This is a genomic window from Saccharopolyspora aridisoli (assembly GCF_004348445.1).
GTDB classification, from domain to species: domain Bacteria; phylum Actinomycetota; class Actinomycetes; order Mycobacteriales; family Pseudonocardiaceae; genus Saccharopolyspora; species Saccharopolyspora aridisoli.
Genome location: NZ_SMKV01000025.1, coordinates 19,197 through 40,950, shown reverse-complemented (window position 1 = coordinate 40,950; position 21,754 = coordinate 19,197). Strand labels below are relative to the sequence as shown.

20 protein-coding genes, 2 tRNA genes and 1 other RNA gene are annotated in these 21,754 nt (G+C 69.0%); 17 read left to right on the top strand and 6 right to left on the bottom strand.

The window, feature by feature from the left end; translation table 11 throughout:
• Positions 1 to 33: 33 nt before the first annotated feature.
• The gene (locus tag E1161_RS19010) at positions 34 to 1,452 is read right to left on the bottom strand and encodes a zinc-dependent metalloprotease (protein WP_132625141.1); all 1,419 of its coding nucleotides are present in this window, start codon (positions 1,450 to 1,452) and stop codon (positions 34 to 36) included.
• A gap of 106 nt (positions 1,453 to 1,558) precedes the next feature.
• On the opposite strand from E1161_RS19010, the gene E1161_RS19005 reads away from it, so the two are divergent.
• Positions 1,559 to 2,593 carry a YlbL family protein gene (locus E1161_RS19005; RefSeq protein WP_235875149.1) on the top strand — a complete coding sequence of 345 codons (1,035 nt, stop codon included), beginning with the start codon at positions 1,559 to 1,561 and terminating at the stop codon, positions 2,591 to 2,593.
• Positions 2,594 to 2,796: 203 nt separating this feature from the next.
• On the opposite strand, the gene E1161_RS19000 is transcribed toward E1161_RS19005, so the two are convergent.
• Positions 2,797 to 3,312: a PPA1309 family protein gene (locus E1161_RS19000; protein ID WP_132625137.1), complete on the bottom strand. Its 516-nt coding sequence runs from the start codon at positions 3,310 to 3,312 to the stop codon at positions 2,797 to 2,799.
• Positions 3,313 to 3,521: 209 nt separating this feature from the next.
• Between E1161_RS19000 and E1161_RS18995 the strand changes: the two genes are divergently transcribed.
• The 3 genes from E1161_RS18995 to E1161_RS18985 all read left to right on the top strand — a co-directional run bounded on the left by E1161_RS18995 (position 3,522) and on the right by E1161_RS18985 (position 6,972).
• The gene (locus tag E1161_RS18995) at positions 3,522 to 6,404 is read left to right on the top strand and encodes a UPF0182 family protein (RefSeq protein ID WP_132625135.1); all 2,883 of its coding nucleotides are present in this window, start codon (positions 3,522 to 3,524) and stop codon (positions 6,402 to 6,404) included.
• Positions 6,405 to 6,584: 180 nt separating this feature from the next.
• Positions 6,585 to 6,658 (top strand) — tRNA-Met (locus E1161_RS18990).
• A gap of 240 nt (positions 6,659 to 6,898) precedes the next feature.
• Positions 6,899 to 6,972 (top strand) — tRNA-Met (locus E1161_RS18985).
• A 47-nt stretch (positions 6,973 to 7,019) separates the two neighbouring features.
• Here the strand turns inward: E1161_RS18985 and E1161_RS18980 are convergent.
• Entirely contained in the window at positions 7,020 to 7,244 is a 225-nt protein-coding gene (locus E1161_RS18980) for a hypothetical protein (RefSeq protein WP_132625133.1), read from the bottom strand.
• 357 nt (positions 7,245 to 7,601) lie between these two features.
• Here E1161_RS18980 and E1161_RS18975 point away from each other — a divergent pair, with 357 nt between their 5' ends.
• The 11 genes from E1161_RS18975 to E1161_RS18925 all read left to right on the top strand — a co-directional run bounded on the left by E1161_RS18975 (position 7,602) and on the right by E1161_RS18925 (position 18,335).
• Complete coding sequence (locus E1161_RS18975; RefSeq protein ID WP_132625131.1) at positions 7,602 to 8,099, top strand: PadR family transcriptional regulator; 498 nt, start codon at positions 7,602 to 7,604, stop codon at positions 8,097 to 8,099.
• A gap of 133 nt (positions 8,100 to 8,232) precedes the next feature.
• Entirely contained in the window at positions 8,233 to 9,339 is a 1,107-nt protein-coding gene (gene prfB / locus E1161_RS18970; RefSeq protein WP_132625129.1) for a peptide chain release factor 2, read from the top strand.
• A gap of 102 nt (positions 9,340 to 9,441) precedes the next feature.
• Positions 9,442 to 10,131, top strand: a complete 690-nt coding sequence (ftsE, locus tag E1161_RS18965) for a cell division ATP-binding protein FtsE (protein ID WP_132625127.1) — start codon at positions 9,442 to 9,444, stop codon at positions 10,129 to 10,131.
• Between the two features lie 75 nt (positions 10,132 to 10,206).
• Positions 10,207 to 11,109, top strand: a complete 903-nt coding sequence (ftsX, locus tag E1161_RS18960; RefSeq protein ID WP_132625125.1) for a permease-like cell division protein FtsX — start codon at positions 10,207 to 10,209, stop codon at positions 11,107 to 11,109.
• 78 nt (positions 11,110 to 11,187) lie between these two features.
• The gene (smpB, locus tag E1161_RS18955; RefSeq protein ID WP_132625123.1) at positions 11,188 to 11,664 is read left to right on the top strand and encodes an SsrA-binding protein SmpB; all 477 of its coding nucleotides are present in this window, start codon (positions 11,188 to 11,190) and stop codon (positions 11,662 to 11,664) included.
• Position 11,665: 1 nt separating this feature from the next.
• A complete protein-coding gene (locus tag E1161_RS18950) occupies positions 11,666 to 12,568 on the top strand; it encodes an amidohydrolase family protein (protein ID WP_235875147.1) in 903 nt (300 codons plus the stop codon).
• Positions 12,569 to 12,653: 85 nt separating this feature from the next.
• Positions 12,654 to 13,023: a transfer-messenger RNA gene (gene ssrA, locus E1161_RS18945) on the top strand.
• Between the two features lie 352 nt (positions 13,024 to 13,375).
• Positions 13,376 to 13,582 carry a hypothetical protein gene (locus E1161_RS18940; RefSeq protein WP_132625119.1) on the top strand — a complete coding sequence of 69 codons (207 nt, stop codon included), beginning with the start codon at positions 13,376 to 13,378 and terminating at the stop codon, positions 13,580 to 13,582.
• A 132-nt stretch (positions 13,583 to 13,714) separates the two neighbouring features.
• The gene (locus tag E1161_RS18935) at positions 13,715 to 14,266 is read left to right on the top strand and encodes a DUF7144 family membrane protein (RefSeq protein ID WP_235875146.1); all 552 of its coding nucleotides are present in this window, start codon (positions 13,715 to 13,717) and stop codon (positions 14,264 to 14,266) included.
• Between the two features lie 225 nt (positions 14,267 to 14,491).
• Complete coding sequence (locus E1161_RS18930) at positions 14,492 to 15,004, top strand: GNAT family N-acetyltransferase (protein WP_165939864.1); 513 nt, start codon at positions 14,492 to 14,494, stop codon at positions 15,002 to 15,004.
• Between the two features lie 340 nt (positions 15,005 to 15,344).
• Positions 15,345 to 18,335: a glycine--tRNA ligase gene (locus tag E1161_RS18925; RefSeq protein ID WP_235875145.1), complete on the top strand. Its 2,991-nt coding sequence runs from the start codon at positions 15,345 to 15,347 to the stop codon at positions 18,333 to 18,335.
• Positions 18,336 to 18,501: 166 nt separating this feature from the next.
• On the opposite strand, the gene E1161_RS27290 is transcribed toward E1161_RS18925, so the two are convergent.
• From E1161_RS27290 to E1161_RS18915, 3 genes are all read right to left on the bottom strand, one after another.
• Positions 18,502 to 18,645: a hypothetical protein gene (locus E1161_RS27290; protein ID WP_165939863.1), complete on the bottom strand. Its 144-nt coding sequence runs from the start codon at positions 18,643 to 18,645 to the stop codon at positions 18,502 to 18,504.
• A 115-nt stretch (positions 18,646 to 18,760) separates the two neighbouring features.
• Positions 18,761 to 19,273, bottom strand: coding sequence for a hypothetical protein (locus E1161_RS18920; protein ID WP_132625115.1), 513 nt, complete (start codon positions 19,271 to 19,273; stop codon positions 18,761 to 18,763).
• Positions 19,274 to 19,404: 131 nt separating this feature from the next.
• Positions 19,405 to 20,460: a sodium:calcium antiporter gene (locus tag E1161_RS18915; RefSeq protein ID WP_132625113.1), complete on the bottom strand. Its 1,056-nt coding sequence runs from the start codon at positions 20,458 to 20,460 to the stop codon at positions 19,405 to 19,407.
• Positions 20,461 to 20,608: 148 nt separating this feature from the next.
• Between E1161_RS18915 and E1161_RS18910 the strand changes: the two genes are divergently transcribed.
• Together E1161_RS18910 and E1161_RS18905 are read left to right on the top strand one after the other, a co-directional pair.
• A complete protein-coding gene (locus E1161_RS18910; RefSeq protein ID WP_207920298.1) occupies positions 20,609 to 21,160 on the top strand; it encodes a Chromate resistance protein ChrB in 552 nt (183 codons plus the stop codon).
• A 60-nt stretch (positions 21,161 to 21,220) separates the two neighbouring features.
• The gene (locus E1161_RS18905) at positions 21,221 to 21,637 is read left to right on the top strand and encodes a YkvA family protein (protein WP_132625111.1); all 417 of its coding nucleotides are present in this window, start codon (positions 21,221 to 21,223) and stop codon (positions 21,635 to 21,637) included.
• Positions 21,638 to 21,754: the final 117 nt, after the last annotated feature.

Genomic DNA, 21,754 nt, shown 5'->3' with positions numbered 1-21,754 from the left:
CCGCGAGGTGCGGTGGGCGGGTGGTGGCGGGAATCAGGACTTGGCGTCGCCGTTGGAGCCGTCGGAGTCCGGATCGTCGTCGGAGGAGTCGTCCTCGGACTTCTCGGCTTCCTCGGCGCGGCGAATGGCCGCGATCGGGTCGTCGAGGTCGGAGCCCGAACCCCAGCGGTCGGCGAAGTCCAGCGGTTCGTCCAGGTCGGAGCTGTCGGGCAACAGGTCCGGGTGATCCCAGACCTGGTCGCGGGCCTCGGGGCCGTGGCGCTCGGCCATCAGCCGCCAGAGGTTCGCCGCGTCGCGCATCCGGCGCGGGCGCAGCTCCAGCCCGATCAGCGTCGCGAAGGTCTGCTCGGCCGGGCCACCGCTGGCGCGACGCCTGCGGACCAGCTCGCCCAGCGCCTCCGCGCCCGGCAGCCGCTCGCCCAGAGCGTCGGCCACGACCACGTCGACCCAGCCCTCGACCAGGGCCAGCAGCGTCTCGAGCCTGGTCAGCGCGGCCTGCTGCTCCGGAGTGGTCTGCGGTTCGAGCATCCCCGAACCCATCATCTCCTGCATCGACGAGGGGTCGGACGGGTCGATCTTGCCCGCCAGGTCTTCCAGCGCGGACGTGTCGATGTGGATGCCCCGCGCGTACTCCTCCACGGTGGCCAGCAGCCGCTGAGTCAACCACGGGACGTGCCCGAACAGCCGGTGGTGCGCCGCCTCGCGCGCGGCCAGGAACAGGGTGGCCTCGCTGATCGGCCGGTCCAGCCCCTCGACGAACTTCTCGATGTTGGCCGGGAGCAGCGCCGCGGTCCCGGACGGCCCCAGCGGCAGCCCGACCTCGGTGGAGGTCAGCACTTCGCCGCCGAGCTGGGCGAGTCCGCTGCCCAGCTGCGAACCGAAGGTCATCCCGCCCATCTGGCCGAGCATGTTGAGCAGCGGGCCGGCGGCCTGCTTGGCCTCTTCCGGCAGCGCCTCCAGCCACGCCGCGGACATGCGTTGCGCGATCGGGTCGCACAGCCGCTGCCACACCGGCAGGGTCTTCTCGACCCAGTCCACGGAGGACCAGGTCTGCACCGCGCGAACCCCGGCGGGCAGCGAGGTGCTGGCGTCGAGCCACAGCTCGGCGAGGCGGACCGCGTCCTCGATCGCCTTTACCTGCTCCTGGCTGGGTCGTTCGGTCCGCTGGTTGTTGTGCAGCTGCTGCACGGCGAGCTGCTTGGCGAGGTCGTAGTTGACCGGCCCGGACTGGCCGCCGCCACCGGAGTGGCTCAGCGCCTGGCCGAGCTGGGTCAGCATCTGGCCGAGCTGCCCGATGTCGAAGTTGCCGCCCGGTCCGGGCATACCGGCGAAACCGAAGGGGTTGTCCCCCGGGTTGCTGCCGGCTCCGCCCTCAGAGCGGCCTTGCGACGAGTCGCCCTTGTCGGGGTCGTCGGGGTCCTGCGAACTGAACCCGAACGGCGTATTGGTCATAGTTCCACCGTACGCGGCCTCGGCCGCCCTTAAGAAGATGTCGTGGCTCTGGTCTGTGCGAACTCCCAGCCACATCGCCAAGAGCGAACACGTACGCTGTCGCCTCGTGAACCGCCGTACCTGGACGCTGCTGACGAGTGTCGTGCTGGTTGTCGCCTTCGGTCTCCTCGGCGCGTTCGCGCCGGTGCCGTTCGTGGCTCTGGGCCCCGGGCCTACGTACGACACGCTCGGCCTGGAAGGCGACCACCCGGTGATCGGCGTCGAGGGGCATGAAACCTACCCGACCGCTGGTCACCTGAACATGACCACCGTATCGGTCACCGACCAGTTGTCGCTGTTCGGTGCGCTGGGCCTGTGGGTCTCCGGTCGCTACGCCCTGGCTCCGCGCGACGTCTACTTCCCGCCGAACAAGAGCGAGCAGCAGATCGAGCAGGAGAACACCGAGGCGTTCAACGACTCGCAGACGACCGCCGAGACCGCGGCGCTGCGCTTCCTCGGCTACCCGCACAAGGTGCTGATCGGCCAGATCATCAAGGGCAGCCCGGCCGACGGCACGCTGGAGCCCGGCGACCGGCTGCTCAACGCCAACGGCAAGCCGGTCACCGACGCCGCGTCGCTGAAGGCCGCGCTGGCCGGGACCAAGCCCGGAGACCGGGTGGAGATCCGCTACCAGCGTGCTGACCAGCCCGAACAGGTCGCCAATGTGCAGCTGGGGCGCAACGACCAGCCGGGCGGCGACCAGTCGCAGGGCTTCCTCGGCGTGGGGGCGACCGAGCGTCCGGACGTGCCGTTCGAGATCAAGATCAGCCTCGCCGAGGTCGGCGGTCCCTCGGCCGGCCTGATGTTCACGCTGGCGATCATCGACAAGCTGACGCCCGGCGCGCTCAACGGCGGCAAGTTCGTCGCCGGCACCGGCGAGATCGACCCGGCGGGCAACGTCGGGCCGATCGGCGGCATCCCGTTCAAGATGATCAAGGCCAAGGAAGCGGGCGCCACGACCTTCCTGGTCCCGGCCGAGAACTGCGCCGAGGCCAAGTCCCAGGCGCCGGACGGCCTCCAGCTCGCCAGGGTCGCCAACCTCGTCGACGCCACCAAGGCGATGGAAGCGCTGCGCGCCAACCAAGCCCCGGCAGCCTGCTGAGGCGCGACCGGTTCCAGTGGTCGTTGTGCTGGTCGGTGCGGGTAGTGGAACCTGACACGCCTTCTGGACTCCGTGCGCCACTCCTGATGTGTGCCAATGCACGGCGTCGCGGCGTACTCGCCAGAAGACGTGTCAGAACCCGCGGCGGTGCAGGTTGCGAGGGTGGTTCTCACGCTCGCGGCTACGCCGCTTGCACGCGTAGCTCAGGCGAAGGTGGCGCTCAGGGCCTTGATCAGGTTGGGGGCCAGTGAGGGGTCGCTGAAGACCTCGTCCTCCTCGCCGCGCAACCGCATGACGCAGGACTGACCGCCGCCGTCGCGCAGGACCGCGGCCACCAGCCGCGCTTCGCGCCGGTCGGGGTGCTCGGCGGCGAGCTTGCGGGCGCCGTCCTCGTCCTCCGGCAGCGCGGCCTCCGCCTCCGGCGGCAGCACGACGATCTCCTGCACCAGCGCGCAGCCGACGACCTGCTCGGGCCACTCGATGCGGGCCAGCGCCTCGCCGAGGTCCTCGGCGGGCAGCGACTCCTGCGCCAGCGGCGTCAGGGGAGAGGCCACCGGGTCGAGCTGGTCGGCCATCTCGGGAGCTGCTGCGATCATCGTCTCCGTCGCCACCAGGGCGAAGATCTGCGTCGGCTGGTCCCAGCCGGCGGAGGCGACGAACTCCTCGACCTCGCGGGTCGCGACGGGAAGGGCGAACCCCAATTCCTCTGCGGAAGGCATGGCGGCAATCGTCGCAGAACCGCCTTCAACGGAAGCAGGCACGCCGAGCCGAGCCGATCGATACCGATTTGTGTCCGAAAAATACCGTTCGCGCGGGGCCTTCAAGGAACTTCACACCCGGGTCGTAGAGTTGAACATCACGAGGAATCGTCTTCTCCGACGCGATTGCCAAGTTCAGCTGACCGTCCCCAGGAGCGTGCGCTGTGGCCATGCGGCCCCCGGTAGGAATGCCGAAACTATCCCGGCGAAGCAGAATCCTGCTGATTCTGGGCGGGGTCGTCCTGCTCGCCCTGATCCTCGGATCGCGGATGCTGGGCGCCTACGTCGACTGGTTGTGGTTCGGCGAGGTCGGATACCGACAGGTCTTCACCACGCAGGTCGCCTCGCGGCTCGGCCTCGGCATCGTGGCCGCCGTCTTCCTCGGCGGGGTGCTGCTGCTCAACCTCTGGATGGCCTACCGCAACCGCCCGGTGTTCGTCCCGGTCAGCGGCCCGGACGACCCGCTGACCCGCTACCGCACGGTCATCACCGAGCACTCCCGGCTGTTCGGCCTGGGCGTGCCGGTCCTGATCGCGGTGATCGGCGGGCTGGCCGCGCAGGCCGACTGGCAGACGCTGCAGCTGTTCCTGCACAGCGTGCCGTTCGGGCAGACCGACCCGGAGTTCGGCAAGGACATCAGCTTCTACGTCTTCCAGCTGCCGTTCTGGCGCATGGTGCTGTCCTGGGCGTTCATCGCGGTGACCGTGTCGTTCCTCGGCGCGCTGGTCACCCACTACATCTTCGGCGGCATCCGGCTCACCGGCCGCAGCGGCCAGCTGTCGATGCCGGCGCGGGTCCAGCTCGGCGTGCTGGCCGGGCTGTTCGTGCTGCTCAAGGCCGTCGACTACTTCTTGGACCGGTACGACCTGCTGCTGTCCCAGCGCAACGCCCTGTTCACCGGTGCCAGCTACACCGACCTCAACGCGGTGATGCCGGCGAAGCTGATCCTGATGTGCATCGCGGTGTTCTGCGCGCTGGCGTTCTTCTCGGTGATCTTCCTGAAGAACCTGCAGATCCCGGCGCTGGCGACGGTCCTGCTGCTGCTGTCGAGCGTCGTGGTCGGCGCGGTGTGGCCGGCGCTGCTGGAGCAGTTCTCGGTGCGGCCGAACGCCAACCAGCGCGAGGCCGTCTCCATCGAGCGCAACCTGGCGGCCACCAAGTCCGCGTTCGGCATCGGCGACGACAAGGTCGAGTTCGTCGACTACCCGGGCAAGACGCAGCTGCAGCCCAGCGAGGTCGCCGACGAGTCCGGCACCATCCCCAACATCCGGTTGCTCGACCCCAACGTGCTGTCGGCGACGTTCACCCAGCTCACGCAGCAGTACAACTTCTACGGCTTCCCCGACAAGCTCGACGTCGACCGCTACCGGGACGCCAACGGGCAGCTGCAGGACTACCTGGTCGCGTTGCGCGAGATCAACACCGACGGCCTGGCGGTCAACCAGCAGAACTGGATCAACCGGCACACCGTCTACACCCACGGCAACGGCTTCATCGCCGCACCGGCCGACCGGGTCGACTCGACCTTCAACGAGGGCGCCACGCAGGGCGGCTACCCGGTCTTCCAGATCAGCGACGTCGCCAACAAGGGCCAGGGCGGCATCCCGGTCAAGCAGCCGCGCGTCTACTACGGCGAGCTCGTCGGCCCCGACGACTACGCCATCGTGGGCGGCAACCCGGGTGAGGCTCCGCGCGAGTACGACACCGACACCCAGCAGTTCACCTACGACGGCCGCGGCGGCGTGCCGATCTCCAACCCGTTCCAGCGGCTGGCCTTCGCCGCTTACTACGGCGAGCGGAACTTCCTGTTCAGCGGTGTGATCGGCGAAGACTCGAAGCTGATCTACGAGCGCAACCCGCGCGACCGCGTCCAGAAGGTCGCGCCGTGGCTCAAGCTCGACGGCGACCCGTACCCGGCAGTGGTGGACGGCCGCATCAAGTGGATCGTCGACGGCTACACCACGCTGAACAACTACCCGTACTCGAAGCTGACCGAGCTGGGCGAGGCCACCAACGACACCCTCACCGGTGTCGAGCGCCAGCCCAACCAGCAGATCAACTACATCCGCAATTCGGTCAAGGCCACGGTCGACGCCTACGACGGCACCGTCGACCTGTACGCCACCGACGAGAACGACCCGGTGCTCAAGACCTGGGAGGGCGTGTTCCCCGGCGTGGTCAAGCCTGCCAGTGCCATCTCGCCGGAGCTGCGGGAGCACTTCCGGTACCCGGAGGACATGTTCAAGGTGCAGCGCAAGCTGCTGACCGAGTACCACGTGGACAACCCAGGCGACTTCTTCTCCACCCAGACCTTCTGGGAGGTGCCCAACGACCCCACGGCACGCGGCACCGTCGGCAGCAGCGAGGGGCAGCAGCCGCCCTACTACGTGCTCGCCCAGGTCGAAGGTCAGCAGCAGCCGAACTTCCAGCTGACCAGCGCCCTGACCGCGCTGCGGCGGCAGAACCTCTCGGCGTGGGTGTCGGTGTCCTCGGACCCGCAGAACTACGGGAAGATGACCGTGCTGCGACTGCCGACGAACACGCTGACCCCGGGTCCGAACCAGGTCCAGAACCAGATGGAGTCGACCCCCGAGGTCACCGAGAACCGGACGCTGTTCAACAACCCCAACGTCACGGCGATCTTCGGCAACCTGCTCACGCTGCCGGTGGCCGGTGGGCTGCTCTACGTCGAGCCCATCTACATCCAGCGCAACGAGCAGGAGTCCTACCCGCAGCTCGCGCGGGTGCTGGTGTCTTTCGGCGGCAAGGTCGGCTTCTCCGAGACCCTGCAGGGGGCGCTCGACCAGGTCTTCGGTTCCGGAGCGGGCCAGGCGACCCAGCCGGGTCCGCCCGATGCGCAGCCTCAGCAGCCGGGTCAGCCGCCATCGCCGGGGACGCCGCAGACGGGCCAGGAGGTCGGCGCGATCCGTGACGCGCTGGAGCGAGTCCGCAAGGCTCAGCAGTCCGGCAACTTCGCCGAGATGGGGCAGGCGTACCAGCAGCTCGACGACGCCATCAAGCGCTTCGAGCAGGGGCAGGGCACCGGCGGCTGAGCCGTCCGTGTGGAAGTCGGCGGGGTGGGGAACCGGCGCGGTTCCCGCCCCGCCGACGCATTTGAAGGCCAGGTCAGGGCGGGTGCGAAACGCTTAACCACCCCCGGATTGAACGGCCGTGACTCGGCCCGTAAGCTGGTGTTACAACAGAACGAAGCGGCTGGAAACTTCAGCCGACGGCGCGGGGTGGAGCAGTTCGGTAGCTCGCTGGGCTCATAACCCAGAGGTCGCAGGTTCAAATCCTGTCCCCGCTACTGGTTAGGAAATCCCCCTTGGCTTCGCCGAGGGGGATTTTTCTCTTCCTCGATGTCTTCACGTGGCCGAGCCCCGTAGGGCCCGCGCTTCGGTGATTGCATCCAGGTCGATCGTGGCCCTTGGTCCCGGTCTCGTGAGCTGGGAAGATCGGTTTCGGGACCCCGTGTGAAGGGTGTTTTCCCGGGGGTGTAGAGTTCCCATTACAACAGAACGAAGCGGCTGGAAACTTCAGCCGACGGCGCGGGGTGGAGCAGTTCGGTAGCTCGCTGGGCTCATAACCCAGAGGTCGCAGGTTCAAATCCTGTCCCCGCTACTAGAGAAGAGTGCCTCCGGTCATCCGGAGGCACTTTTCTTTTTCCTTCAGTCCTTCAGTCCTTCGGCCCACTTGCGAGCGCAGCTGGGGGAGCAGACCCTGCCCTCGCCTCGAACCACGGCCGTTTGGCGCATGGTGCGGCCGCAGACCATGCAGGTGTCCGTCTCGGCGCCGCGCTGCACCGGGACCATGGACTTGGCTCGTTCGGTGACCTTCTGGGCCACCTTCTCCTTGCTCTCGTTGACCTTGGTACGCAACCAACTGCGATGCACGCCCGAACCTCCTGCTTTCCATGCCGTGCGCCCGCCGGCGACCCGGCGGCCAACAGCAGCGTGAGGGTAACCACCTGTAGTTGTGCAGTTTCGGAAAGTGATAGCACCTCATTGCGCGGCCAAGAACCCCCATACAGGCGAATGGACGGGCGCGCGGTTGCAATGCGTACATCTACGAGGGCTGCATTCGGGTGGGATCTGTGATCATCGAGCCCCCGCACGCCGAAAATCCGGTAATTCCGGCCTGGAACCAATGGCGGAATGGTTCGTCCACTCGGACCAGTCAAGTGCAACCACTGTGGACAGAAGCGCCGACCACTGTGGACAGCTCCGTCGCGACGTGGCACCGTTGGTGTCGTGAGCGAGCTGAATGCGACATCCGCTGCCCTGTTGGGACTACTGCACGAAGGGCCGAAGACTGGTGGCCAGCTGGTCGCCGCGGCCACCGAGCGCTTCGCCGGGTTCTTCAGCGTCACCCGCAGCCAGGTGTACCGCGAGCTGCCCGCGCTGACCGAGGACGGTCTGCTGCGCCTCGGCAAGCAGGGGCCGCGCTCCAGCCAGCAGTACGCGATCACGGCGGCCGGGAAGAAGGCCTTCAAGTCATGGCTGAACACTGCGCCCGGGCCTGACAACGTCCGCAGCCCGCTGATCCTCAAGCTGGTCTACTCCGGCACCCTCACCCCGCGTCAGCGCGCCGCGCTCGTCGAGTCCGCCCGCGCGCAGACCGCGGTGAAGATGGACGAGGCCCGCAACGCTGCCAAGACGGCGGGTGACGCCTACGAGAAGGCCGCAGCGGACTTCACCGTCGCCTACAACCGGGCGATCAACAAGCTCCTCGATTCGATCCCCGATTGACGCCCGGATCCGCTCGAGGACAACGGCTGCGCCGCTCGATCGGCGCAGCCGTTGTTCGCGTTCGCCCGCAGGAGAAAGGCGATCAGTGCCGTCCTCGTGGGCGGCCGGTTGTCGGTGAAGTACCCTGAGCACTGTGAATCCCGACGTCGCGGCCTCCCTCAAGGAACTGTCCAACACGCTCGAAGGTATCGAGAGCGTGATGGATCTCGACGCCCTCCGCGCGGAGATCTCCGAGCTGGAGCAGGAGGCGGCCAAGCCCGATCTCTGGGACGACGTCGACAACGCGCAGCGCGTCAGCAGCCGCCTCGTGCACCGGCAGGCCGACCTGCGCCGCATCTCCGAGCTCCGCCAGCGCGTCGAGGACCTCGAAGTCCTCTACGAGCTCAGCGAGGACGAGGGCGACAGCTCCGGTCTGGCCGAGGCCGACGAGGAGCGCGACCGCCTCGCCAAGGACCTCGAAAGCCTGGAGGTCCGGACCCTGCTCTCCGGCGAGTACGACCAGCGCGAAGCAGTGGTCACCATCCGCGCGGAGGCCGGTGGCGTCGACGCCGCCGACTTCGCCGAGATGCTGATGCGCATGTACCTGCGCTGGGCCGAGCGGCACTCCTACCCGGCCGAGGTCTACGACACCTCCTACGCCGAAGAGGCCGGCCTGAAGTCGGCGACGTTCCGGGTCAACGCGCCCTACGCCTACGGCACCCTGTCCATCGAGCAGGGCACGCACCGCCTGGTGCGGATCTCGCCGTTCGACAACCAGGGCCGCCGCCAGACCTCCTTCGCCGGTGTCGAGGTGCTGCCGGTCGTCGAGGAGACCGACCACGTCGAGATCCCGGAGAAGGACATCCGCGTCGACGTCTTCCGCTCCTCCGGTCCCGGTGGGCAGAGCGTGAACACCACCGACTCGGCCGTGCGCATCACGCACATCCCGACCGGCGTGGTGGTGTCCTGCCAGAACGAGAAGTCGCAGCTGCAGAACAAGGCCGCCGCGATGCGCGTGCTCCAGTCCAAGCTGCTGGCCCGGAAGAAGGAGGAGGAGCGCGCCGAGCTCGACGCCCTCAAGGACGGCGGCTCCAGCTGGGGCAACCAGATGCGCTCCTACGTGCTGCACCCGTACCAGATGGTCAAGGACCTGCGGACCGAGCACGAGGTGGGCAATCCCGACGCGGTTCTCGACGGCGACATCGACGGTTTCCTGGAAGCCGGGATCCGCTGGCGTCGCCAGCAGCAGAGCGTGGCCTGATCGACGCCCAGCGCGTCTGTTGAAACCCCTGGTCATAGCTGGTGCGGCCACCTCTGTGGGTGAGTGCGGGTCGCCCTATCGGGCGGGGGTAAACTCCCGGCCGTGATCCGCCTTGAGCACGTGTCCAAGACGTACAAGACGTCGACCCGGCCCGCTCTCGACGATGTCTCTGTGGGCATCGACAAGGGCGAGTTCGTGTTCCTCATCGGGCCATCGGGCTCCGGTAAGTCGACGTTCATGCGCCTCCTGCTGCGCGAGGATGTGCCCAGCCGTGGCCGGGTCTTCGTCGCGGACTGGAACGTCGCGAAGCTGCCCCGCCGCCGGGTGCCCCGGTTGCGTCAGCGCATCGGATGCGTCTTCCAGGACTTCCGGCTGCTGAACAACAAGACCGTGGCCGAGAACGTCGCGTTCGCGTTGGAGGTCATCGGCAAGCCGCGCGCCGACATCCAGCGCGTGGTCCCGCAGGTGCTGCAGCTGGTGGGACTCGACGGCAAGGCCGACCGGATGCCCAACGAGCTCTCCGGTGGTGAGCAGCAGCGCGTCGCCATCGCGCGCGCCTTCGTCAACCGGCCGCTGGTGCTGCTGTGCGATGAGCCGACGGGAAACCTGGACCCCGACACGAGCCAGGACATCATGCTGCTGCTGGAGCGGATCAACCGCACCGGCACCACCGTCGTGATGGCCACGCACGACCACGGCATCGTCGACTCGATGCGCCGTCGCGTCGTGGAGCTCAGCCTCGGCCGGGTCATCCGCGACGACGCCCGTGGCGTGTACGGCGTCGGCCGCTGATCCGGCGCGACCCCGATCGCCCGGCCCGTGCACCCGAGGACACACACCCCCGAACGGCAGGAAAGCTGACCCAAGATGCGTGCGAGCTTCGTATTCAGCGAGGTCGTCAACGGCCTTCGGCGCAACGTGACGATGACCATCGCGATGATCCTGACGACCGCCATCTCGGTGGGTCTGCTCGGTGGCGGTCTGCTGGTGGTCCGGCTCATCGACAAGATGCAGGACACCTACCAGGACCGCGTCGAGGTCGTGGTGTTCATGACCGACGACGTCAGCGCCAATGACACCGACTGCAGCCAGCAGCCCTGCGCCTCGGTCAAGTCGGCGCTCAAGAATGCCGAGGGCGTCCAGTCGGTCAAGTACGAGAACCGGGAGCAGGCGTTCGCCAGCTTCAACAAGGTCTTCGAGTCGCAGCCGGAGCTCAAGGACGTCGCCCGCGCCGAGGCGATGCCGGCCTCGCTGCGCGTGAAGCTCACCGACCCGGAGCGCTTCCCGCAGATCCAGGCCGAGTTCGCCAGCAAGCCGGGCGTGGACAGCGTCGTCGACCAGGCGGAGTACCTGGACCGGTTGTTCGACATCCTCAACGGCGTCCGCAACGCGACGTTCTCGATCGCGCTGGTGCAGGCGTTGGCCGCGTTGCTGCTGATCTCCAACACCATTCAGCTCTCGGCGTTCACCCGCCGCACGGAGACCGGCATCATGCGCCTGGTGGGCGCGACCCGCTGGTACACGCAGCTGCCGTTCCTCCTGGAAGCGATGGTGTCGGGTCTGATCGGTGCGGTGCTGGCGATCGGCGGTCTGCTGATCGCGAAGGCGGCGTTCATCGACCGGGTCATGGGGCCGGTGCTGGGCACCGGCATCATCCCGGCCGTCGAATGGGGCGACATCGCGCTGATCTCGCCGATCCTGCTGCTGGTCTCCGCGGTGATCTCCGCGGTCACCGGTTACGTCACGCTCCGCCTGTACGTGCGGCTGTAACCTGGTGCTCGGCGGTCCCTGCTGGAGGGGCCGCCGAGTTCGGTCTAACCGGGTGACACGAGGACTAGAGTTGTTCGCATGGTGAAGGAACGCGGCCGCAAGGTCATCTCGCAGAACCGCAAGGCGCGGCATGACTGGTCGGTGCTCGACGTCTACGAGGCCGGCATCGCGCTGACCGGTACCGAGGTCAAGAGCCTGCGCCAGGGCAAGGCGCAGCTCGTCGACGGCTTCGCCACTGTGGACGACGGCGAGGTCTGGCTGCGCAACGTCCACATCCCCGAGTACACCGAGGGGACGTGGACCAACCACGAACCGCGGCGCTCCCGCAAGCTCCTGCTGCACCGGCACGAGATCGAGCGGTTGGTCGGCAAGATCAAGGAGAGCGGTCTGAGCCTGGTGCCGATGTCGCTGTACTTCAGCGACGGCAAGGCCAAGGTCGAGCTCGCCCTGGCGCGAGGCAAGAAGGCGCACGACAAGCGTCAGGACATCGCCAAGCGCGATGTGGAACGCGAGATCCAGCGCGCCATCGGGCGCGCGCGAAAGGGCCGGCGCTGACTTGACGGCACCGCACGACGACAACCGAATTCCCGCTTGGCTGGACGAACTCGGCTTGCCGGGTCTGGTCGACCTCCACACCCACTTCCTGCCGCCGAACGTGCTGGACAAGGTGTGGGCGTACTTCGACAACGCCTCCGAGCACTACGGGATGCGGTGGGACATCTTCTACCGGCACGACGAGTCCACCCGGGTGCGGCTGCTGCGCGAGTTCGGACTGCGGGCGTTCGCCCCGCTCGTCTACGCGCACAAGCCCGCGATGGCCGAGTGGCTCAACGACTGGGTTCTCGATTTCGCCCAGCGCACGCCGGACGCGGTTCCGACCGCCACCATCTACCCCGAACCCGGGGTGGGCGACTACCTCGCTCGCGCGCTGGACGCGGGTGCCCGCTGCGTGAAGATGCACGTCCAGGTGGGTTCGTTCGATCCGCGCGACCCGTTGCTGGACCAGGCGTGGGGCCTGCTCGGCGAGACCGGCGTGCCGGTCGTCGTGCACTGCGGGAACGGTCCGATCCCCGGTGCCTACACCGGGCTGGACGTGTTCGAGGGCGTCCTGCGCAGGCACCCGAGGCTGACCGCGGTGCTCGCGCACGCCGGAATGCCCGACTACCTCGCGGCGTTGAACCTGGTGGAGCGCTATCCGCGGGTGCACCTGGACACGACCATGGTCGGCGTGGCGTTCAGCGAGAAGATCGCGCCGCTGCCGAAGGACTGGGCGGCCCGGATCGCCGCGCGCCCCGACCGGATCGTGCTGGGCACCGACTACCCGAACATCCCGTACCAGTACGCCGACCAGCTCGCGGCCATCGCCGATTGGGCAGGTGGTGACCCGCGACTCGGCAAGCCCTTCCTGCGCGCGGTGCTGCACGACACACCGGCGAAGCTGCTGGGGTTGACGGTATGAGGGATGTGGGAATGATCGCCTGGGCCCGAGGCGTTATCCTGTTGGACACCGGTTCGAAAACCGGTGGCAAGTGGAGCATGGACATGGGGGTGAACGGTTTCGACTCCGTACGTTGATCCTTGGGAAGCGTGCCGGTGCAGGCGGGAGACCACCGTGAGCGTCGCCGCAAACAAATAAGCGCCGACAAGAGTCAGCGCGAGTTCGCCCTCGCCGCCTGAGCGAGGAGCGACTCTGTCGGACCGGGAACGCCTCCGTCCCGGAATCCGGCATCAGCTAGGAGGCTCCACCGCTGGGTTCGGTCGCGGGACCCAGCGGGACATCGAACAGCGACTGGGCTCGTCACACCGGCTGGTTCGCGTGACCGGTGGAGCCGAGTAGAGGCATAGCGGACTGCGCACGGAGAAGCCTTGGTGAAGCGACGGAGGACCCGGGTTCGATTCCCGGCACCTCCACGGACCTCAGGGCGAGGTGTGTTCGCGGGACTCGCGAACCACCTCGCCCCGTCGTGTTGGGTGCGGTGGCCGAGCCCGCCGCAGGCCCCACGGTGCGGTGGCCGCTCTTGGCGTCGTTCCCCGCCTTCGTGAAGTTCCCGGCCCGGTCTCCGCACGGGGTCGTCTTCGCGTTGTCGCTACGTGACCGGGCAGCTCGTCGTGTCGTTGTGCGCCGGCGCCGGTCGTTCGTGTTCTTCCTGGTCGTGGTGTGCCTCATCCCCGTTGCTCGCCGTGGCGGTCGCGCTGCTGGACACGATTCCGCAGATCGGCGCGACGCCCGCCTCGCTGGCGGCGCTGAGCCAGGGACTTGCTCTTCGTGATCCCCAGGCGATCGGGACTGCCTGATCGCACCGCGGGTCTACGCCGGACCGTCGAGCTCAGCTCGCTGGGGGTGTTCGTCGCGATCCTCGTCGGAGGTGCGTTGGCCGGTGTGCTCGGCGCGATGCTGGCGCTGCCCGTGGCCGCTGCGTTGGAGGGCCTCTTCCGCCACGCGCAGGTGGAGATCCGGGGGAGTGCGACGTGATCGCCGAGATGGCGCCTCGAACGCTCCCGATGATGTTGTGCACCGGGTCGAAAGTCCTGGTCAGACTGCGGATCCGGGTAAGCGGAGTGATGCTGGCCCTACAACCACCTCGGCAAGGAGGAGGCGTTCGAAATGTCCAGTCCGAACACGGGACAACAGGCCGGCGGTGAACGGCCGACCGAACGGCAGGTATCCGAGCAGCGCCAGGCCCCCGAGCAGCGGCAGGCGTCTGAGCCGCAGCAGACGGGTGAACAGCAGCAGGCGGCCGGGCAGCGGCAGGAATGGGCGATGTCCAGGGCCAGTTCGGATGCTGGTGGAGCGGGGTGGCTTGCCTTCGGTGGCTGGGTGCTGGTGCTGGCCGGTGCTTTCAACATCATCGCCGGGCTGACGGCGCTGTTCCGCCCCGACTACTTCGTGGTCGGCGGTGGCGAGCTGCTGGTGTTCAACTTCGGCGCGTGGGGATACATCTGGCTGGCCTTCGGACTCCTGCAGCTGCTGGCCGGTGCGGGTTGCCTGGCCGGGCAGCGGTGGGCACGCATGACCGGGATCGGCCTGGCCGGGTTGTCGGCGATCGGGCACCTCACCTTCCTGGCGGCCTTCCCGCTCTGGGAACTCGCCTCGATCGCGCTTTCGGTGCTGGTCATGTACGCCCTGGTGGTGCCGGGCAAGAACGCCGTCGCCTGAGCGCGGCGTCGTGGCGGCGGGTGCGCACGCGGTCAGCCGCACCCGCCGCGGGCATCAAAGCGCAGCACATCGTCGGGCCGGGCTGCTCCAGCCCGGCCCGGCCGCTGGCGGGGTGGAGGAATGACGTCGATGTGGTACGAACGCGTTCCGACTCACGACGATGCGGCGCCGACCACTGCGATCTGCGTGTGCCCGCCACCACGACCCGGCGCTGGAGCCGCTGCGATGAACATCCCCGCCGAGATCCCCGCAGGCCCCTACCGGCTCCGCCGCTGGCGACCGTCCGACGCGGAGCAGGTTCTCCGAGCGTGCCAGGACCCCGAGATCCAGCGCTGGACGACGATTCCCGTGCCCTACACCGAGGAGCACGCCGAAGGCTTCCTCGCCGGTGTCGGAGGTTCGCCGCTTTTCGCGGTGACCGCGCACGGTGACGACGTGCTGGGCTCGTTCGGCCTGGTCGCCGTCGAGGCCGACCGCGCCGAGGTCGGCTGCTGGATCGCGCCCTGGGCCCGCAGGCTCGGGGTGGGGGAGGCCGCGGGGCGCGCCCTGACGGGATGGGCGCTCGACGACACCGAGCTGACCAGGCTGGAGTGGATCGCGGACGCCGCCAACGAGGCCTCGCTCCGGCTGGCCGAACGCATCGGCTTCCTGCCCGCCCGGATGTTGCCCGACCACCTGGAGAACCGCGACGGCACCCTCTCGGACGCCGTGCTCGCGGTGATGCGCGAGGACCGCTGATCGGCCACCGAGCTCATCACCGGTTCCGGGCGCCACTCAACCGGTTTCGGCCACACCGAACGGGGTCGGCGGGCGCGGGCGCTCCGGGCACGGCTCGACGGCCGGGTCCGGGTGAAGAGGTGGGTCCGCCCCGCCGCCGAAGCCGACCACGCGCCGCGCGCAGCTCAGCCAGCCCGCTGACGTCGAGCCGGCGACCCCGGAGGGGACCGCCCGGCTGGTCCTCGACACCCTGGGGCGATGATGACGGTGAACAGGCGCTGGAACCGAGCGTGGCAGAATGCGCGTGTTCGAAAACCCCGGAGTATCCACACGACCACGGGCGATGAAGGGTTCGGAACCGGTGACCGAGAGCAGCACACCGACGATGCAGGACGCGCTCCTGGCGCTGCAACGCTACTGGACCGAACGAGGTTGCATGATCATGCAGCCGTTCAACACCGAGGTCGGAGCCGGTACCGCCAACCCCGCCACGATGCTGCGGGTGCTCGGTCCGGAGCCCTGGCACGTCGGGTACGTCGAGCCCAGCGTCCGTCCTGACGACGCCCGCTACGGCGAGAACCCGAACCGCCTGCAGACCCACACCCAGTTCCAGGTGATCCTCAAGCCCGACCCGGGCAACCCGCAGGAGCTCTACCTGGGCAGCCTCGAAGCGCTCGGCGTGGACACCAAGGCGCACGACATCCGCTTCGTGGAGGACAACTGGGCCTCCCCGGCGCTGGGCGCCTGGGGCCTGGGCTGGGAGGTCTGGCTCGACGGGCTGGAGATCTCGCAGTTCACCTACTTCCAGCAGGCTGGTGGCCTGGTGCTCGACCCGGTGTCGGTGGAGATCACCTACGGCATCGAGCGCATCATCATGGCGCTGCAGGGCGTCGACCACTTCAAGGACATCCGCTACTCCGACGGCGTCTCCTACGGCGAGATCTTCGGCCAGTCCGAGTACGAGATGAGCCGCTACTACCTCGACGACGCCGACATCGAGGCCACCCACCGCGTGTTCGACACGAGCGCCGCCGAAGCGGACCGGCTGCTGGACCTGCGGCTCCCCTCGCCGGCGTACGTGCACGTTCTCAAGTGCAGCCACATGTTCAACGTGCTCGACGCGCGCGGTGCCATCAGCACCACCGAGCGCGCCAAGGCGTTCGGGCAGATGCGCAGCCTCACCCGCCGCGTCGCCCAGCTGTGGGCCGAGCGCCGCGAAGAGCTCGGCCACCCGCTCGGCGTGGTCGAGGCGGCACCTGCCGCGACCGACGGTGAGCTGCCGGCGGTGAGCGAGCCGGCGACGCTGCTGTTCGAGATCGGGCTGGAAGAGCTCCCGCACGCGGACGTGTCCACGATGGCCGGTTCGGTGCGGGACTCGCTGGAGTCCAAGCTCGCCTCGACCCGGCTGGCGCACGGAGAGATCAGCGCCTTCGCGACGCCGCGGCGCATCATCGTGCAGGTCGCCGACGTCGCCCCCGCGGAGCCGGACGCCGAGCGCACCGTGCGCGGCCCGAAGACCTCCGCGGCCTTCGGCGAGGACGGCACGCCCACCAAGGCCGCCCAGGGCTTCGCAGGCAAGCACGGCGTCTCTCCCGAGGAGCTCAGCCGGGTCGAGGCCGACGGCGTCGAGCACGTCGCCGTGGTGCGCACCGAGCAAGGTCGCACCGCCCCGGTCGTGCTGGCCGACCTGCTCGCCCAGCTGGTGGGTGAGCTGCGCGCGGACAAGAACATGCGCTGGCGCGACCCGAAGCTGTCCTTCAGCCGCCCGGTCCGCTGGCTGCTCGCGCTGCTCGGCGACACCCCGCTGCCGGTGGCGGTGTCCTCGCTGGCCAGCGGCACCACGACCCGGGTGCACCGCACCGCCGTCGAACCTGAGGTCCCGGTGACCTCCGCCGACGGCTACCTGGAGTTCCTGGCCGGGCACGGCATCGTCGCCGACGCCGCCGAGCGTCGCCGCACGATCGTCGGTGCCGCCACCGAGCTCGCGGCGAGCGTCGGCGGCGCCGTCGACCTCGCGGGTGAGGCCGGACTGGTCGACGAGGTCACCAACCTCGTCGAGCGGCCCAACCCGATCCTGGGCGGCTTCGCCGAGCGCTACCTGGAACTGCCCGAGCAGATCCTCACCACCGTGATGCGCAAGCACCAGCGCTACCTGCCGGTGCGCGGCGAGAACGGCCTGCTGCCGCACTTCGTGGCCGTCGCCAACGGCGACTGCGACGTCGACCTCGTCCGCGAGGGCAACGAGTCGGTGCTGCGCGCCCGCTACGAGGACGCCGCGTTCTTCTGGCGCGCCGACCTCAAGCGCAAGCCCGAGGAGCTGCGCGAGGGTCTGCACAAGCTGACCTTCGAGGAGCGCCTGGGCTCGATGGCCGACCGCGCCGACCGCATCGCCCGGGTCGGTGTCGCCCTCGGCTCCGCGGCCGGGCTGTCCGGGGCGGATCAGGAGACCGTCGCGCGCGCCGGTGCGCTGGCGAAGTTCGACCTCGCCTCGCAGATGGTCGTCGAACTCTCTGGCCTGGCGGGCACCATGGCCCGCGAGTACGCGCTGCGCGCGGGCGAAACCCCGGCCGTGGCAACAGCTCTGGCCGAGATGGAGCAGCCGCGCGGAGCCGGCGACAAGCTCCCGGAGAGCAACCCGGGCGCGGTGCTGGCCCTGGCCGACCGGTTCGACCTGCTCGCGAGCCTGTTCGCGATCGGCGCCAACCCGACCGGCAGCTCCGACCCGTTCGGCCTCCGCCGCGCCGCCGGTGGTGTGGTGACGATCCTGCGCGCCACCCCCGCTGCCAGCGCCATCACCCTGCGGGGGGGCCTGGAGGCCGCTAGCGCCGAGGTCGTCTCGCAGGGCTCCACGCTCAGCGAGGAGGCCCTGGCCGAAGCGCACGAGTTCATCGTCCGCCGCTACGAGCAGCAGCTGCTCGACGCCGACCACGAGCACCGGCTCGTGCAGGCGGTCCTCCCGCTCGCCGACGCCCCTGCGGTCGCCGACACGACGCTGGCCGAGCTGGAGAAGCGGATCAACGACGAGGACTTCGCCGCGCTGGTCGCGGTGATCCAGCGGGCACGCCGCATCGTCCCGGAGGGCACCGAGCCCGCCTACGACGCGGACCGCCTCACCGATCAAGCCGAACGCGATCTGCACGCCGCCGTCGCCGAGGTCGCCGACCGGTTGTCGGACACCACGACCCTCGCCGAGTTCACCACGATCGCCGGCCCGCTGGTGGCCCCGATCAACACGTTCTTCGACGAGGTCATGGTCATGGCGGAGGACGCCGAGCTCCGCACGGCCCGTCTCGGCCTGCTGGCCACCATCACCGGCCTCGCGGACGCGGTCCTCGACTGGCGAGCCCTCTGACACCCACCTTCACCGGGGCCCGGATCAACCAGCGCTGAGGTCGTCGACGCTGGTCCGGGTCCCCGGTGGAGACCGGGCTCGGGGGCGGCGGCTTCCCGGTCCCAGCTCCCCCTGACTGGTGCGCTCGTACTCCTCGTGAGTCCTGTCCCGGGCCGCCGGAAGTGGCTCAGCGCCCCGGGCAGCAGGTGGTCCTCGGCACTTCACCGCTCATCGGGACGCTGGTGATCACCACGCGGTCCGGGAGGTGGCCGGTGCCGTAGGCCAGGCGCACGTCCCGCAGCTGCGGACCGAGCCCGGACGGTCCGGCCATCGGGCGGGTCTCCAGGGGCGTGCGGACGTTGCTCGAACGCTAGCGACGCCCCCGGTAAGACCGAGATTTGCCCGGACGCTGCTGGCCTGCGACGACCTCGCAGGACTCCAGGGGGTCAGCAGGCGTCCATGCCAGCCACGTCCTCCAGGCCGAAGTCGGCTAGGTGCCCGTCGTCCTTGAACGCGAAGATGTAGCGCACGCCCGGGCGTTCCGGAACGTCCGCGCCGTAGGTGAAGTCCATCGGCGGCACGTTGTACAGATCCGGGTAGATCGCCCGGACCTGGTCGAGGGTCTGGCCGAACCCCGCACCCTCGGGCGTCCGCATCCTGTCGGTGCCCTGGATCTCCACCACGCCGCGGGTGGGGTGGACGAACACGCCGTTGCCCGGGTGGCCTTGGCCCTCCTCGGGCCGGAAGTCGAGGACGTTGCAGCCCAGCGGCGGTTCTCCGGGCGTCTCGTCGACGACCAGTCCGGTGGCCAGCGCGTCCTGCTCGGACTGGCCCAGGCACAGCGCCTCGTAGCAGTCCGGCCCGATCGGGACGGGTTCCTCCGCTGCGCTCGCCAGTCCGGTGCCTCCAACGGTCAGCGTCGCGGCCAACGCCCCCACGATCCCCAGTGCTCGTCGCATGGCACTCCCCAGTGAAGTCGGTACGTCCAACACCCAGCAGACGTCCCTGACGCGCGGGAAGTTGCCTCGGGGGTTCCCCGCGATCCAGTTCGAGGACCGATCGTTCCGCTTGGTGGAGGCCGGGTTCCGCGTCAGTCGAGTTCGATGGGGACGGTGCCGAGAACGCCGTAGCTGACGGCCCAGTACAGGACGTAACCGGCGAGCAGCACGAAGCCGTGCCAGCGGCGCAGGCGCCCGCTGGACAGGAAGTAGGCGGCCAGCGCCGTGAGCACCACCAGCGCGGGCAGGTGCCAGCTGAGGACGCTGGAATCCACCACGAGACCTCCTGCGAGCAGGATGATCCCGAGCTTTCCGGTCACCGAGAACACGACGCTGCCGATGACGTTGCCGACGCCGATCTCCGGAGCTCCGCGCCGGGTGGGCTCGACGGTGAGGAAGATGTCCTCGATGGTCAGCACGAGGGTGGCGATGGTGGCGCCGAACAGGGTCCCTTCGAGGCCGAACTCCTCCAGGACCCCCTCGGTGCCCATGCCGGTGGCCCACGCGCCCGCGATGAGCCCGGCCAGCGCGAGGACCGCGAGCGCGGCACCGGCCCAGCCGGGCAGCCTGCGCGCTTCGGCGAAGGGCATCTGGTCGGCGAAGCCGGGCTCCTTCGGCACGTCCGGAGGCAGCTCGGCGACGGCGGTTCCGCCGCCCTCGCGGGTCGTCGCGAACGCCTCGTACAGCTCGGCGTCGCGGAACACCGGTCGCGCGCCACGGGATTCGCGCACCACGACGTAGCCGAGGAACGCCACGAACAGCGACAGCAGCACCAGGCCGACGAAGACGTTCATCGGTGCGAACGCCACGAATCCGATCAGGACGAGCGGAGCGACGGCGAACAGCGCCAGGTAGCCGTGCGGGATGTTCACCTTCGTCGGCGTGAAGATCGCGGCCAGGGCCAGCACGACCCCGGGCAGGGAGAGCGCTGTTCCGAACACGATTCCCAGCGCGACGCCGTCGAGGTCCTCCATGTTGAGCGCCACGCCGAGGAAGATGTCGTCGAATTCGATGCCGGTGAAGACGATGGCGAGCAGGAACAGCGAGATGCGGAGTCCGGCGGCCATTCCGACGAGATATCCGACGAGCTTCTCGGCGCTGTAGATCAGCAGTGCCGCGCCGGCGGCGAAGATCAGTACCGATTCCATTGGCGCCTCGAAACTTCGTGCCGACGGTGCTCGCTGGTCTGAACACCATCGCGTCGCCCTGGGCGGGTGGCAACCCGTTGTTCGACGGGCGGAATCGCATTGGCAACGAACGGGTGGGCGGGCGCAACCGGCGGTCGGGTGTTGCGGCGTGCGGGAGACTGTGGGGGTGACGGCTGGGGCGTGGTTGATGCTGGTGTACCGGGTGCCCGGGGAGCCGACGAGGCTGCGGGCGACTGTGTGGCGCCGGTTGAAGGCCGCCGGGGCGGTGTACCTGGCGAACTCGGTGGCCGTGCTGCCGGAATCGGCCGAGGCCGAGCGGGCGCTGCGCAAGCTGCGGGCCGAGGTCGAGGGCATGGGCGGCACCGGGCAGCTGCTGCGGGCCGAGGCCCTCGCGGGGCAGGACGAGGTCGTCGCCGCGTTCCACGGTGCCCGGGACGCCGAGTACGAGGAGGTCCTGTCGCGGTGCGAGGACTTCCAGGCCGAGATCGACAAGGAGACCAAGGCCGGCAAGTTCACCTACGCGGAGCTGGAGGAGAACGAGGAAGACCTCGCCAAGCTCCGCCGCTGGCTGGACAAGATCCGCGCCCGCGACACCCTCGGAGCCCCGCGCGCGGTGGAGGCCGTCGCGTCGGTGGAAGCCTGCGCTCGGGCCCTGGACGCCTTCGCCGAACGCGTGTACGCGGCTGAGGCGAGCACCTGACCGGATGGTGTCACTCACCAAGCCCTACCTGCGGCGTCTAACCGTCGTTACACTCCTGGCATGACACTGGTGACTGCCCTGCTGAGCCTGGCCGCGGGTCTGCTGCTGGCCTGGCTGGCGCTCGTGGTGGTCCTGCTGGTGATGTGCCCGCGCAAGGGCGCGCTGTCCGAGGCGTTGCAGCTGCTGCCGGACACCCTGCGCCTGCTGCGCAGGCTGGCCGTCGACCCCGAGATGCCGCGCGGTGTGCGAGTGCGGCTCGGTGCTCTGCTGGCCTACCTCGCGCTGCCGTTCGACCTGGTGCCCGACTTCGTCCCGGTGCTGGGCTACGCCGACGACGCGATCGTCGTGGTGGCGGTGCTGCGGTCGGTGGTCCGCCTGGCGGGCCCCGACGCCGTGCACCGGCACTGGCCGGGTTCGGACGAGGGATTCGCGGCGTTGTCGCGGCTGGCGGGTCTGCCGCAACGCACACTCGACTAGCGTGAATTTCACGCTTTTGGAATAATCCACCGGGATTATCGGGTCGATTCTGCCGAAATGCCGCCCGACTTTCTTGCGTGGAAACCCCGGACCCGAGGAAACTCGTTCTATCCATTC

Excerpts from the sequence above, each read along its gene's own strand:
- E1161_RS27290 (WP_165939863.1), bottom strand. The coding sequence starts at position 18,645 with ATGGCCGGACCGTCCGGGCTCGGTCCGCAGCTGCGGGACGTGCGCCTG.
- E1161_RS18915 (WP_132625113.1), bottom strand. The coding sequence starts at position 20,460 with ATGGAATCGGTACTGATCTTCGCCGCCGGCGCGGCACTGCTGATCTAC.
- E1161_RS18905 (WP_132625111.1), top strand. The coding sequence starts at position 21,221 with ATGACACTGGTGACTGCCCTGCTGAGCCTGGCCGCGGGTCTGCTGCTG.
- E1161_RS18995 (WP_132625135.1), top strand. The coding sequence starts at position 3,522 with ATGCGGCCCCCGGTAGGAATGCCGAAACTATCCCGGCGAAGCAGAATC.
- ftsX (WP_132625125.1), top strand. The coding sequence starts at position 10,207 with ATGCGTGCGAGCTTCGTATTCAGCGAGGTCGTCAACGGCCTTCGGCGC.
- smpB (WP_132625123.1), top strand. The coding sequence starts at position 11,188 with ATGGTGAAGGAACGCGGCCGCAAGGTCATCTCGCAGAACCGCAAGGCG.
- E1161_RS19000 (WP_132625137.1), bottom strand. The coding sequence starts at position 3,312 with ATGCCTTCCGCAGAGGAATTGGGGTTCGCCCTTCCCGTCGCGACCCGC.
- E1161_RS18935 (WP_235875146.1), top strand. The coding sequence starts at position 13,715 with ATGTCCAGTCCGAACACGGGACAACAGGCCGGCGGTGAACGGCCGACC.
- E1161_RS19010 (WP_132625141.1), bottom strand. The coding sequence starts at position 1,452 with ATGACCAATACGCCGTTCGGGTTCAGTTCGCAGGACCCCGACGACCCC.
- E1161_RS18920 (WP_132625115.1), bottom strand. The coding sequence starts at position 19,273 with ATGCGACGAGCACTGGGGATCGTGGGGGCGTTGGCCGCGACGCTGACC.
- E1161_RS18930 (WP_165939864.1), top strand. The coding sequence starts at position 14,492 with ATGAACATCCCCGCCGAGATCCCCGCAGGCCCCTACCGGCTCCGCCGC.